This window comes from Cupriavidus oxalaticus (genome assembly GCF_038900635.1).
GTDB classification, from domain to species: Bacteria; Pseudomonadota; Gammaproteobacteria; order Burkholderiales; family Burkholderiaceae; genus Cupriavidus; species Cupriavidus oxalaticus_B.
On record NZ_JAYMRX010000002.1, the window covers coordinates 17,743 to 30,153 of the forward strand.

The 12,411-nt window shown below is 68.3% G+C and carries 11 protein-coding genes; 8 read left to right on the forward strand and 3 right to left on the reverse strand.

Annotated features, from left to right (window positions below; genetic code table 11):
* Positions 1-54: 54 nt before the first annotated feature.
* From VSR71_RS04365 to VSR71_RS04395, 7 genes are all read left to right on the forward strand, one after another.
* A complete protein-coding gene (locus VSR71_RS04365; protein ID WP_342912700.1) occupies positions 55-939 on the forward strand; it encodes a 3-keto-5-aminohexanoate cleavage protein in 885 nt (294 codons plus the stop codon).
* A gap of 41 nt (positions 940-980) precedes the next feature.
* Positions 981-1,958, forward strand: a complete 978-nt coding sequence (locus tag VSR71_RS04370) for a zinc-binding alcohol dehydrogenase family protein (RefSeq protein WP_342912701.1) — start codon at positions 981-983, stop codon at positions 1,956-1,958.
* The gene (locus VSR71_RS04375; protein WP_133094357.1) at positions 1,955-2,296 is read left to right on the forward strand and encodes a cupin domain-containing protein; all 342 of its coding nucleotides are present in this window, start codon (positions 1,955-1,957) and stop codon (positions 2,294-2,296) included. The genes VSR71_RS04370 and VSR71_RS04375 overlap by 4 nt, the downstream gene beginning before the upstream one ends.
* Positions 2,297-2,398: 102 nt before the next feature.
* Positions 2,399-3,502 carry a porin gene (locus tag VSR71_RS04380; protein WP_342912702.1) on the forward strand — a complete coding sequence of 368 codons (1,104 nt, stop codon included), beginning with the start codon at positions 2,399-2,401 and terminating at the stop codon, positions 3,500-3,502.
* Positions 3,503-3,544: 42 nt separating this feature from the next.
* Positions 3,545-4,528: a tripartite tricarboxylate transporter substrate binding protein gene (locus tag VSR71_RS04385; protein ID WP_342912703.1), complete on the forward strand. Its 984-nt coding sequence runs from the start codon at positions 3,545-3,547 to the stop codon at positions 4,526-4,528.
* Positions 4,529-5,190: 662 nt separating this feature from the next.
* A complete protein-coding gene (locus VSR71_RS04390) occupies positions 5,191-6,225 on the forward strand; it encodes a LacI family DNA-binding transcriptional regulator (RefSeq protein ID WP_342912704.1) in 1,035 nt (344 codons plus the stop codon).
* Between the two features lie 222 nt (positions 6,226-6,447).
* Positions 6,448-7,716 carry a YihY/virulence factor BrkB family protein gene (locus VSR71_RS04395; RefSeq protein ID WP_428979345.1) on the forward strand — a complete coding sequence of 423 codons (1,269 nt, stop codon included), beginning with the start codon at positions 6,448-6,450 and terminating at the stop codon, positions 7,714-7,716.
* A gap of 49 nt (positions 7,717-7,765) precedes the next feature.
* Here VSR71_RS04395 and VSR71_RS04400 read toward each other — a convergent pair whose 3' ends face one another.
* From VSR71_RS04400 to VSR71_RS04410, 3 genes are all read right to left on the reverse strand, one after another.
* Positions 7,766-9,301, reverse strand: a complete 1,536-nt coding sequence (locus VSR71_RS04400) for a sensor domain-containing diguanylate cyclase (protein WP_342912705.1) — start codon at positions 9,299-9,301, stop codon at positions 7,766-7,768.
* A 131-nt stretch (positions 9,302-9,432) separates the two neighbouring features.
* Entirely contained in the window at positions 9,433-10,419 is a 987-nt protein-coding gene (locus VSR71_RS04405; RefSeq protein ID WP_342912706.1) for a LysR family transcriptional regulator, read from the reverse strand.
* A gap of 22 nt (positions 10,420-10,441) precedes the next feature.
* On the reverse strand, positions 10,442-11,440 hold the full coding sequence (locus tag VSR71_RS04410) for a Bug family tripartite tricarboxylate transporter substrate binding protein (protein WP_428979346.1): 999 nt from the start codon (positions 11,438-11,440) through the stop codon (positions 10,442-10,444).
* Positions 11,441-11,602: 162 nt separating this feature from the next.
* Between VSR71_RS04410 and VSR71_RS04415 the strand changes: the two genes are divergently transcribed.
* Positions 11,603-12,409, forward strand: a complete 807-nt coding sequence (locus tag VSR71_RS04415; RefSeq protein ID WP_342912707.1) for an IclR family transcriptional regulator — start codon at positions 11,603-11,605, stop codon at positions 12,407-12,409.
* Positions 12,410-12,411 lie beyond the last annotated feature (2 nt).

Sequence of the window (12,411 nt, forward strand, 5' to 3'; positions counted from 1 at the left end):
CTGCGCCGCGCTCCGTTTTCTCTTGTTCCTAGCCAACATTCGCAACATTCGCTCATGCACGCACGCAAGACCATCATCACCTGCGCGGTGACCGGCAATATCGTCACCCCCGAGCAGCATCCCGGCCTGCCGGTCACGCCGGCGCAGATCGCCGACGCCGCGCTCGAAGCCGCCGAAGCGGGCGCCGCCGCGGCCCATATCCACGTGCGCGATCCCGAGACGGGCCGCCCGTCGATGGCGCTCGAGTACTACGCGGATGTCATCGACCGCATCCGCGCGCGCAACCGCACGCTGATCATCAACCTCACCACCGGCCCCGGCGGCCGCTTCGTGCCAAGCGAAGACGAGCCGCGCGTGGCGGCGCCGGGCACCACGCTGCTGCCTCCGGGCAAGCGCGTCGAGCACATCACCGCGTTGCGCCCGGACGTGTGTTCGCTCGACCTCAACACCATGAACTCCGGCGGCGACGTGGTCATCAACACGCCCGCCAACGTGCGCAAGATGGCCGCCGCGATCCGCGCCGCCGGCGTCATGCCGGAACTGGAGATCTTCGATTCGGGCGACCTCAACATGGCGCTCGACTTCATCCGCGACGGCGTGCTCGACGGGCCTGGCCTGTGGACCTTCGTGCTGGGTGTCAAGTACGGCTTCGCACCCACGCCCGAGACGATCTTCTATGCGCGCAACATGCTCCCCGCCGGGGCGCACTGGTCTGCCTTCGGCATCGGCCGCGCCGAGTTCCCGATCGTGGCGCAGGCATGGCTGGCCGGCGGCCACGTACGCGTGGGACTGGAAGACAACATCTACCTGGAGAAGGGCGTGCTGGCGCCCAGCAACGCCGCGCTGGTCGCCAAGGCGCGCGACATCGTGCGCTCGCTCGGCGGCGAGATCGCGACGCCTGCCGAAGCGCGCCGCACGCTGGGCCTGCGCGAAGCCTGAGCCCGCCAACCGAATTGCCGATTCCCGAAAGGACAAACCTTATGAACACGATCCGCGTGAACCAGAAAGCCGCCGATATCGAGGCGCTGAACCTCGAACTGCTCGGCGTGCCGCGCCCGCATGCCGCTGCGGACCAATGCATCATCGAAGTCGCCAGTGCCGGGGTCAATCCCAGCGACGTGAAGGCGACGCTGGGCCTGATGCCGCATGCGGTGTGGCCGCGCACCCCCGGCCGCGACTATGCCGGCCTGGTGATCGACGGGCCGGACGCGCTGCTGGGCCTGCAGGTGTGGGGCAGCGGCGGCGAGCTCGGCATCCGCCGCGACGGCACGCATGGCAAGTACCTGCGCATCCCGGCCAGCGCGGTGCGCGCCAAGCCGGCCTCGGTGTCGCTGCTGGAAGCCGGCGCCGTGGGCGTGCCGTTCATCACCGCCTATGAGGGCCTGCGCCGCGCCGGCATGCCGCAGGCCGGCAGCACCGTGCTGGTCTGTGGCGGCAATGGCAAGGTCGGGCAGGCCACCATCCAGATCGCCACGGCGCTGGGCGCGCGCGTCTTTGCCGTCGAGCGCACGGCCGAGCCTTACCGCGGCCATGCCAGCGGCGACGTGCGCATGATCGACGCCAGCCGCGAAGCGATCGCCGGCGTGGTGCGCGACGAGACCGACGGCCATGGCGCCGACATCGTTTACAACACCGTCGGCAGCCCGTACTTCGAGCAGGCCAACCAGGCGATGGCCGTCGGCGCGACGCAGATCTTTATCTCGACCATCGAGAAGCCGGTGCCCTTCGACATCTTTGCCTTCTACCGCGGCCAGCATACGTACGTCGGCGTCGACACGCTGGCGCTGGACAGCGGCGCGTGCGCGCAGATCCTGGACCAGCTCGCGCCGATGTTCGCCTCGGGCGCGCTGCGGCCGTTCCCGGTGCTGTCCGATTACACCTACGCGCTGGCCAATGCCAAGGACGCGTATCGCGCGGTCCTGCAAGGCGCGACCGAGCGCGTGGTGCTCAAGCCATGAACACGACCCGCTTTGCCCGGGCGCCGGCGTATTTCCCGCCCAACCACGACGGCATGCATTGCCTGCGGCTGCAGGGACACGAGGCGGGGCCTTCCGAGGCATTGTGGCTCGGGGTCTCGGTGCTGCTGCCAGGCGGGCATACCGCGCTGGATGCCTCGCCGGTGGAAAAGCACTACGTCGTGCTCGAAGGCGAGGTCTGCGTGCGCACGCCGGACGAGGCCGTCACGCTGGGACAGTACGACTCGGTGCGGCTGGCGCCGGGCGAGGCGCGGCAGGTGTCCAACCCTGGCAACCGGCCCGCCTTGCTGCTGCTGGCGATGCCATATCCAAAGGCCTGATTTTTCGCGCAAAAGATGCAAACGATTGCAGTGCCGAAGTACACAGCGCTGACCAAAAATGCGACTACAAAAAGAATGACCACAACCCCAGGGGAGAGACCAATGACATCCGTTTCCAAGCGGAGCCGCTTGCTGCTGCTGGCCATGGGCGCGGCGTGTAGCGGCCACGCCGGCGCGCAGTCGTCCGTGACGCTGTACGGGCGCCTGAACACCGCGCTGGAGTATTCCTATGCCAATACGGCGACCGACGGCACGCGCCTTGGCGGCGTCGGCCGCCTGACCAACAACCGCTCCGTGTTCGGCATGCGCGGCGAGGAAGGCTTGGGCGGCAGCCTCAAGGCGATCTGGCAGATCGAGAGCAATGTCTCGCTCGACACCGGCCAGGGCCAGATCGCGGGGCGCAACTCCCGCATCGGGCTGCAGGGCAACGCCGGCACGCTGTTCATGGGGCACTGGCAGACGCCCTATACCGAGGCGACCGCGGCCTACGATCCGTATTACCCGACCACGGCGGGCTACATGGCGCTGATCGGCAACGGTTCCACGTCGAGCTCGGACAACGTGCAGGACACCAGCGCGTTCGACCGCCGGCAGAAAAACATCATCGTCTACAAGACGCCGTCGCTGGCGGGCTTCAGCGGCGCGGCCGCGTGGGGCGTCAACGAGGAAAAGACCACGGTGCCGCGCAACCCCGGGCTGTACTCGTTTTCCGCCGCCTACGACGACGGTCCGCTCAACGTGGTGCTGGCCTACGAAATCCACCAGCACTACCAGACCGCGGGGCGCAACGACGATGCGATGAAGGCGGGGGTTTCCTACAAGTTCCCGAGCACCACCGTCGCGCTGCTCTATGAACGGCTGCACTACCGCACCGCCACCGGCGACCTGACCCGCAACGGCTACTACGCGTCGGTGGTGCAGAAGCTGGGGCCGGGCAGCGTGCGGATCGGCTTCGGGCTGGCCAGCAACGGCGCCGGCAATGCCACCGAGACCGTCGGCTTCTTCCGCAGCGGCGCGGAGACGGGCGCGACGCAGGTCACGGTGGGCTACGACTACCCGTTGTCCAAGCGCACGGCGCTGTTTGCGTACTACAGCCGCATCAACAACAAGCGCAACGCGATCTATGACTTTGCCATCAACGAACTGGGCGTGAGCGCGGGCGCAGACCCGCAGACCGTCGCGCTCGGCATGCGGCATTTCTTCTGAGGCGCGGCACACGCGTCCCGACCGGCAATGAGGAGACAAGGAATGATTCGATCCATCCAGGGCGCCGTGCTGGCGCTGACTTCGACGTTGATGCTGGCGGCCGCCCCCGCCGCCAGTGCACAGCCCCAGTACCCGACCAAGCCGATCCGGCTGGTGGTGCCGTTTTCCGCCGGCAGCGCCACCGATATCCTGGCGCGCATTCTCGGCAGCAAGATGGCCGAGGGCGGCAGCTACCAGGTGATCGTCGACAACCGGCCCGGCGCGGGCGGCACCGTCGGCGCCACCGGCGTGGCCAAGGCCGCGCCGGACGGCTACACGCTGATCCTGGTGTCGGTCGGGCACGCGATCAACGCCACGCTGTATCCCAGGCTCGGCTATGACACGGTGAAGGACTTCGCGCCGGTCTCGCTGGTGGCCAGCGTGCCCAATGTGCTGGTGGTCAATGCGGCCAGCAAGTACAAGTCGGTGCGCGACGTGGTGGCGGCGGCCAAGGCCACGCCGGGCGCACTGAACTTTGATTCCGCGGGCTCCGGCAGCTCGACACACCTGAGCGGCGAGATGTTCAAGATGCAGGCCGGCATCGACATCACGCATATCCCGTACAAAGGCACCGGCGAAGCGCTGACCGACGTCATGGCCGGCCGCGGCGACATGATGTTCGCGCCCTCTGTCTCGGCCATGCCGTTCGTCAGGCAAGGCAAGCTGCGCGCGCTGGCGGTGACCACGGCAAAGCGGGCCAGCGCGCTGCCGGATATTCCGACCGTTGCGGAGTCGGGCTTGCCGGCCTATGCCTTCGATTCGTGGTTCGGCATCCTTGCCCCCGCCGGAACGCCGCGCGAGATCGTCGACGCCCTCAACGCCGAGATCGGCAAGGCGCTGTCATCGCCCGATGTGCGCGAGCGCCTGGCCGCGCAGGGCGCCGAGCCGCGGCGTTCGTCACCCCAGGAGTTTGCCGCGTATATCCAGGCGGAAATCGGTAAGCTGGCGCCGGTGGTGCGGCAGTCGGGGGTCAGGGCCGGAGAGTAAGGGCTGGGTATCGCCGTGGCACAAGCGTGCCGATTGGGTGGTTGGGGAGCGGCCCGGCAGTCTGGAAGTAAAGCGCTGTACTTCGTGGAGGCTCCGGCCCTCACCCCCGGCCCCTCTCCCGCGCGCGGGAGAGGGGAGCAAACAAGCGGGCGGCGGCAGACGCTTGGGCTCATCGGCGATAGCGCCAAGCGAGCGCAGCGACGCGTTCCGTGCCAGGGCCAGTGACCTGAGATGCAGCCGGCGCGCAGCGCAGCCGTAGGCGCTTCTAAGTTGACGCCCGCAGCAGGGACCACCCACAGCTCTGGGCTCGTTCAATCACCACGTCAATCCCAGCCACCGTGGCGCACCAGGGCGTCAGGCAGCCCTGCCCTGCAACGAAGTAAAGCCCCGTACGAAAGCCCCGGCCCACTACGATAAGAGTGGCCGCCCGCAGGGCCGTAAACGCGCTTTTTGGTGACTTTTTGTCGCTCGGACAAAAAGTTACCCGCCCTTCAGGGCGGAACCGGGCGCATCAAGTATCCGCCAGATGCATCCGCCAGATGCCAAGCCTCAGCCACGTCAAGTTGACCGCAAATATGTCGCTCGAAGCGAAGCACCAGCCCTCGTTCCCTTAAAATGTCGCATCCCACCATTCCCCGGCCCCCGCCCACCCACCTGCCGTCATGTCCGAGCGCAAGCGCCTCACCCTGAAAGACCTGGCCGCCGAGATCGACGTGCATTACTCGACGGTCTCGCGGGTCATGAACCCGGCCACGCGGCACCTGGTGGCGCAGGATGTGGCGGCGCGCATCCTGGAGGTGGCCGAGGCGCGCGGCTTCCGCCCCAACCGCATCGCCGCGGGCTTGCGCACGCAGCGCTCCGGGCTGGTAGGCGTGGTGCTGCCCGACATCGCCAACCCGGTGTTCCCGCCGATCCTGGCGGGGATCGAGTCGGTGCTGGCGCAGCAGGGCTACGTGCCCATCGTCGTCAACGCCGGAACCGACAAGAGCCGGCAGCGCTTCATCATCGACCAGATGATCGGCCGGCAGGTCGAAGGGCTGGTGCTGGCGACGGCGGAGCGCGAGGACGCGGTGCTCGACTACTGCATCCGGCAGCATATCCCCGTCGTCACGGTCAACCGCGGCGAAGAGACGGGACGGGTCTCGTGCGTGGTCAGCGACAACCTGCTGGCGATGCGGCTGACGGTCGACCATCTCGTCGGCCTGGGCCATCGCCATATCGGCCATATCGCCGGGCCTGCCGCGCTGTCCACCGGCTTCCTGCGGCGCGAGGGGTTTGTCGAGGCGGTCAGGCGGCACCGCCTGCGCCGCGAGGGCTGGCACGTGATCGAGGCCGCCAGCTATTCGCGCGAGGCCGGCAAGCTGGCGTGCGCGCAACTGCTCGAAGCCTTTCCGGCGGTCACCGCCATCGCCGCCGGCAACGACCTGGTGGCGATGGGCTGCTACGACCTGCTGCGCGAACGCGGACTGCAGTGCCCCGCCGACATTTCGGTGGTGGGCCACAACGACATGCCGTTCGCCGATGCGCTGACCCCGCCGCTGACCACGGTGCGCATCGCCGTCCATGAAATGGGCGAGGAGGCCGCGCGGCTGCTGCTGCGGCAGATCGACAAGCCGGGATCCGATGCCGTCACCGTGCAGCTGACGCCGCAGCTGATCGTGCGCGGCTCGACTGCCGCGCCGCGCGACGACGCGTGAGGGCCGGAAAAGGCGCCGCCGGTTTGCCATCAGCGCCGCCATGGGCCGCCGCGTATGCTGGCAGGCACATGGCGCACAGCCGCGCGCGCGCCTGGTAATTCTGGAAGCGCCCGTTGCAGGATGGAGCGCCAGAATGTCGCCCCAGGCGCCGCAATGCGGGCGCCGGTGCTCTGGAACGGGATTTGCTATTGCCATGCAGGACACGTCGCGACAGGACCTCGCATGCTTTCCCTTGGCCCCGTGTCGCCGCGCGCCGCCTTCGAGCTGATCCGCGAGAGCATCAATTCGTGGATCGACGACTATGCCCCGAGCATGGGCGCGGCGCTGGCGTACTACACCGTCTTTTCCATTGCCCCGCTGCTGATGATCGTCATCACCGTGGCGGGGGTGATATTCGGCGCGGACGCGGCGCGCGGCGAGGTCGTCAGCGAGCTGAATGGGCTGATCGGCACCGAAGGGGCGGAGGTGGTCGAAGACATGCTGATCGCAGTCAGCGAGCCGGCGGCCAGCACGGTCACCGCGATCATCGGCGTGGTGGCACTGCTGATCGGCGCGACCACGGTGTTTGCCGAGCTGCAGTCGGCACTCGACCGCATCTGGCGCGTGCCGCAGCGCCAGAAGAGTTCGGGCCTGTTTTCGCTGCTGCGCGCGCGGCTGCTGTCGTTCGGCATGATCCTGGGCATCGGCTTCCTGCTGGTCGTTTCGCTGCTGCTCAGTGCCGGCATCTCGGCGATGGGGCGTGAGTGGGGCCCGCTGCTGGGCGTCGACGAGGCGGTCGGGCACGCGCTGGACACCATCATCAGCCTGGTGCTGACGACCGTGGTGTTCGCGATGATCTACAAGATCATGCCGCGCACCAAGATCCGCTGGTTCGACGTCTGGCTGGGCGCCGTCGTCACGGCGCTGCTGTTCACGCTGGGCAAGTTCCTGATCGGCCTTTACATCGGCAAGAGTGGCGTGGCCAGCGGGTATGGCGCGGCGGGGTCGCTGGTGGTGTTGCTGCTATGGGTGTACTACGCCGCCCAGATTTTCCTGCTGGGTGCCGAATTTACCTGGCATTTTGCCCAGCGCTTCGGCTCGATGCGGCATAGCGGCCAGCCGGCGCCGCCGATCGCGCCGATACGCGGGCGGGCCCAGGTCGTCGTGGACGAGCAGGCCCGCGGCGACGCGATCCGCCATCCGGTAATGACCGGCAACGACGGCGTGACGCCCATCGTGGCGCTCTATGTCGACGAGATCGTGAACGCTGCCGTCAAGGCAGGCGAGCAAGGGCAGGCGACGGCGGTCGCCATCGCGGACGCTGCCGAGAAGGCCTTTATCCACTTCAGGAGCGCGGCGGGGTCGGACAAGCGGGCATTGCGCAACCGCCTGCGCGAACTGGCGCAGGCGCTGGTGGTGTCCGCCGAGGCGGGGCATCATTCCGGCGATACCCGCGACCTGATCAAGTTCGGCGTGAGCTACGTCGAAGCCTACCTGCACCGGACGCAATGAGGCGATGCAGCGCGCTGCATCGCGCTGCATCGCGGGAAAAGGCGCCGCATCAGTCGGCCAGCGCCGGCGTGGCCTCGCCCAGTGCCACCACGCGGTTGCGGCCGTCGCGCTTGGCCAGGTAGAGCGCCTGGTCGCCGCCATGCAGGAACGCGCGCAGGTTCGCGAACCGCTGGGCATCATCCCCGCCGCTGGCCGCACTGGTGGCAACGCCGATGCTGACCGTCAGCGTGCCGAGCGGGCTGGTCGCGTTCGGAATCCCCAGGGCCTGTACCGCGTGGCGGATGGCCTCGGCGACCCTGGCGGCGCCGGCGGCAGGCGTGCCAGGCAGCAGGATCGCGAACTCCTCGCCGCCGTAGCGGCCGGCATAGTCGCCCGGCCGGCGGATATGCTTCTGGATGCTGTCGCCGACCGCGGCCAGCGCATCGTCGCCGGCAAGGTGGCCGTAGCGGTCGTTGAACTGCTTGAAGTGGTCGACATCGACCATCAGCAGCGACAGCGGCTGCCCGTCGCGCCATGCCCGGCGCCATTCCTTGTCGGCGGCGTCATCCAGCGCGCGCCGGCTGCCCAGGCCGGTCAGGCCGTCGGTATTCACCATCAGGCGCAGGTGCGCTTCCATGTCGAGGCGGTGGCGCCACTGGCGCGACAGCAGCACCGCCAGCGCCACGATCAGCGCATCGACCACCGCGATCAGTCCGGCAAACCACCATGCCCGCTTGTACCAGGGAGCCAGCACGTCGTGGACCGAGAGTCCGACCACCACCATGAGCGGGAAGTCGGGCAGGCGCCGGTAGCTGTACAGCCGCCGCACGCCGTCGACCGCGGCAACGCCGATAAAGCTGCCTTCGGTGCCCCGCAGCAGCGGCGCGAAGGACGGGCTGGCCGAGATATTGCGGCCCACCGACGAATCGTCGTAGGGGCGGCGCATGATGATGGTCCCGTCGGTGCGCAGCAGCGTCAGCGTACCGCCGGCGCCGAGGCTGACGCCATCGAACAGCTTGCGAAAGTAGTTCAGGCGCAGGGTGCCGACGACGATGCCGCGGAAAGCGCCATCGGGCCCCGACACGCGCCGGCTCAGGCCGATGGACTTGTTCTCCGCGGTGAGGCGTGGCTGGAACGGCCGGCTGAGGAAGATGCCGGCGTTGGCGTCGTGCAGGTGGGCCTGGAAATAGTCGCGGTCCGCAAGGTTCACGGCGCGGGGCGGCCACTTGTGCGAATCGAGCACGAGGTTGCCGCTGGCATCGGTGGCCAGCAGCGAGCCCATGTCCTCCGCATTGATCGAACGGTCGAACAGCACGCGCTGGCGCAAGTCGGTCGGCAACTGCATCACCTCCGGATCCTGCATGGCATCGGCGACCCCGGCGATGGCGAACTGGTAGATATGCAGGTTGCGCGAGATGCTGCGCTCCAGCGTGAGCGCCAGGTTGGCAGAGGCTTCGCTGGCGCCGGCCAGGGCGTCGCTTCGCATCTGGGCCAGTGCCGCGGCGCCCAGTCCGGCAATGGCAACCGCCAGGGCGATGGTCGCCGGGACGATCATCGCGGCGGGGTTCAGGCGTACGCGCAGGCGTCGTCTTGCAAGGTCGATCATGGAAGCGGGCGCTGCCGGTGCATTTTTTGCAGCATTGTAGTGCCCGCGGGACCCTCGGCTGAGCCGTGGGAAAAAATGTCACAACTGAGTTTAGCGGCCTGCACATCGCTCGACGCTTGCCGAGCCGGTCTTCAAGTCGCCAGATCGCCACTTGGGAAAGGCGCCGGCTCGCACGCTGGCTGCGCGCAGGGCCGCCGCAGCGGACTGTCCGGCATGTTGATGAGGTAGTGCGCCTCGCGCCTGAGCTGCGCGGCAAAGCTGGCGCATACGGGGGGCAGCGGTGAATCGGCGCGGTAGATCAGGCACACGGTATGGCTGGGCAGGACGTCCTCGACCGGCAGGATAGCCAATCCGGTCGAAGCCGACGCCCGCGCCTGCATCAGCTGGCGCGCCACCATGCACAGGAGCTTCCGGTCCTGCAGCAGCGCCTGGATCATGCCGAAGGTATCGCAGCGCACCGCCACGCGCGGCAGCGGCAGGCTCCGCGCGCGGAACGCATCCATGATGGCCGCGCCCGGGCCGTGCATGCCGGCGGTCGTCAGGATCCATTCGGATCCCACCAGCTCGCGCAGCGAGCGCGCATGACGCAGCGGATGCTCCTGGTGCGCCACCACCACCGAGTCGTTGTTGTAGAGCGGCTCGCAGACAAAGTCGTGGTCGATGCCTGCGTCGGGAACCGGGCTCACCGCCATGTCGATCAGGCCCGCGCGCAAATCCTGCAGGTGCGCCGCATACCGGCCGCTGTCGATGCAGACCTGGACCTCCGGGTGCTGGCGGCGGAAGCGGTTCAGCGCCGCGGGCACCAGCAGGTGCGCCGGTCCGCCCGTGACGCCGAGGCGGACCGTGCCGGTGCGGGCGCCCAGCATCTGCGTCATCTCCTCGGCGGCCCTGCGGGCCTCGGCCGCGATCAGGCGTGCGCGGCGCAGGAACGCCTCGCCGTAGTTCGACAGCACCACGCCGCGCGTGGTGCGCGTGAGCAGCGGCACATGCAGCTCGTCCTCGAGCTGCCGGATGCTCTTGGTGAGCGCGGGCGCCGATACGTCGCGCGTCCGGGACGCGGCACGGATGCTGCCGCCTTCCGCCACCGCGATGAAGTCCTGGATCTGGCTGAGCCGCATGGAAGGCGCTCCGCTCGGGGCGTCAGTCCAGCGTGACCCCGGTGTCGGCGGTCAGCTTCAGCACCACAGGCAGATAGGCCGTGTAGGCGCTGGCCGCCTCGGACGGGGTGTTGCCGATGGGCTCGGCGCCCATGTCCTCGACCCGCTTCGAAAAGGCCGGGCTTTTCACCAGCGCGCTGACCTCGCGGCCGAGGCGGTCGATGATGGGCTGGGGCGTCCTGGCCGGGGCCATCAGCGTGATCGGCCCGGTCAGCCGGTAGGCGTCGTCGGGAAAGCCGGCCTCGGCAAAGGTGGGCACGTCGGGCAGCGACCTGGCGCGGCGCGGTCCGGTCACGGCCATCGGCCGCAGCTTGCCGCCGGCGAAGTGCTGCTGCAGCGCGGTGACCGAGCCCACCGTGACGTTGACCTGGCCGGCCAGCAGGTCGGTCACCATCGGACCCTCGCCGCGGTAGGGCACGTGCAGGATGTCGACCCCATACTTTTTGGCCATGTAGGTCTGGATGGTATGCGGCTGGGTGCCCGGTCCCCACGAACCCATGCGCAGCTTGCCGGGGTCCTTCTTTGCGTAGTCGATCAGTTCGGCCACGGTCTTGACCGGGACGGCGGCATTGACCGCCAGCACGGTGCGCGCGGTGGCGATGTCAGAAATCGGGCGCAGGTCGGTGCGCGGATCGTAGGGCAGCTTCTTGTACAGCGCCAGGTTGGCGGTGATCGGCCCGGGAATGGTGAGCAGCAGGGTGTAGCCGTCGGGCGCCGCCTTGGCCGCCTGGTCGGTGCCGATGATGCCACCCGCGCCGCCCTTGTTCTCGACCACGATGGTCTGGCCCAGGCGCTTGCCGAGGCCATCCGCCAGCGCGCGCGCCAGCGTGTCGGTCAGGCCGCCTGCCGGGTACGCCACCACCAGCCGCACGGGCTTGGTCGGGTAGGTATTTTCGGCGCTTGCGCCAAACGGCTGCAGGCAGAGGGCCGCGGCTGTGATCAGCATGGCACGCCGACTGCGGGCCAGGGTGCGGTTCTTCATGTCTTTGTCTCCTTTTCGAATCTTTGTCCGATGCCGGAGAACCTTATGGGCGGCACGCCGGAGGGGTCAATACGATGGCCTATATTTCCAATATGTGGAAATTGATTCCGCCTTTTGACACTGGATAGCGTGCTGTCCAGACTGGGTAAAGAGGAAACCGCCATGAACCTGCCAGTCGAACAATTCATCGCCGAACGCCGCCGCGAGGATCCGTCCTTCGGCGGCCTGCTGGCCAAGGGCTTTGCCCTGCTGCGCTGCTTTATCGACGAGCCGCGCCCGCTCGGCAACGGCGAGCTGGCGCAGCGGCTGCAGCTGCCGCGCGCCACCGTCTCGCGCATCTGCCGCACGCTGTTCGAGCTGGGCTACCTCGACTGGGATCCCAAGCTCGACAAGTACTTCGTCAGCGCCCAGGTGCTGGCGCTGGGCTATCCGTACCTGGCCGGGCTGCAGGTGCGCCACGTGGCCCGTCCGCTGATGCAGGCGCTGGCCGACCGCATCGAGGGCGCTGCGTCGATGGGCGTGGCGCACCGGCTCGACGTGACCTACCTGCAGTCCTGCACCCACAACGAGGGCACCCCGGCACGGCCGGGAACCGGCGCCGTGCGCTCGGTGCTGAGCACGGCCATGGGCCGGGCTTACCTGTGCACCTTGTCGAAGGCGGAGTTCGAAAGCCTGATGGCGGCCGCCCGCGAGGAGCGGCCCGAGGAATACGCGGCGTTCTACGACACGCTCTGCCACAACGTGGCGCACTACCCCAAGCGCGGCTTCGCGCTCAACGAGGGCGATGCCGGCGTCGGCGTGTACGGCGTGGGCGTCTATTCGCGCATCAGGTACCTGAACCGCCCGCTGCTGTTCAACTGCGCCGTGTCCGGCTCGCAGGTGAAGCGCGGGATGATGGAAAAGAAGGTGGCGCCGCTGCTGATGGAGATGGTCCGCTCCATCGAGGCCGCCACCGGCCTGCGGCAATAGCC

What these genes read in the sequence shown, in the direction of transcription:
- VSR71_RS04365 (WP_342912700.1), top strand. Translation starts at nt 55, where the DNA reads ATGCACGCACGCAAGACCATCATCACCTGCGCGGTGACCGGCAATATC.
- VSR71_RS04370 (WP_342912701.1), top strand. Translation starts at nt 981, where the DNA reads ATGAACACGATCCGCGTGAACCAGAAAGCCGCCGATATCGAGGCGCTG.
- VSR71_RS04375 (WP_133094357.1), top strand. Translation starts at nt 1,955, where the DNA reads ATGAACACGACCCGCTTTGCCCGGGCGCCGGCGTATTTCCCGCCCAAC.
- VSR71_RS04380 (WP_342912702.1), top strand. Translation starts at nt 2,399, where the DNA reads ATGACATCCGTTTCCAAGCGGAGCCGCTTGCTGCTGCTGGCCATGGGC.
- VSR71_RS04385 (WP_342912703.1), top strand. Translation starts at nt 3,545, where the DNA reads ATGATTCGATCCATCCAGGGCGCCGTGCTGGCGCTGACTTCGACGTTG.
- VSR71_RS04390 (WP_342912704.1), top strand. Translation starts at nt 5,191, where the DNA reads ATGTCCGAGCGCAAGCGCCTCACCCTGAAAGACCTGGCCGCCGAGATC.
- VSR71_RS04395 (WP_428979345.1), top strand. Translation starts at nt 6,448, where the DNA reads ATGCTTTCCCTTGGCCCCGTGTCGCCGCGCGCCGCCTTCGAGCTGATC.
- VSR71_RS04400 (WP_342912705.1), bottom strand. Translation starts at nt 9,301, where the DNA reads ATGATCGACCTTGCAAGACGACGCCTGCGCGTACGCCTGAACCCCGCC.
- VSR71_RS04405 (WP_342912706.1), bottom strand. Translation starts at nt 10,419, where the DNA reads ATGCGGCTCAGCCAGATCCAGGACTTCATCGCGGTGGCGGAAGGCGGC.
- VSR71_RS04410 (WP_428979346.1), bottom strand. Translation starts at nt 11,440, where the DNA reads ATGAAGAACCGCACCCTGGCCCGCAGTCGGCGTGCCATGCTGATCACA.
- VSR71_RS04415 (WP_342912707.1), top strand. Translation starts at nt 11,603, where the DNA reads ATGAACCTGCCAGTCGAACAATTCATCGCCGAACGCCGCCGCGAGGAT.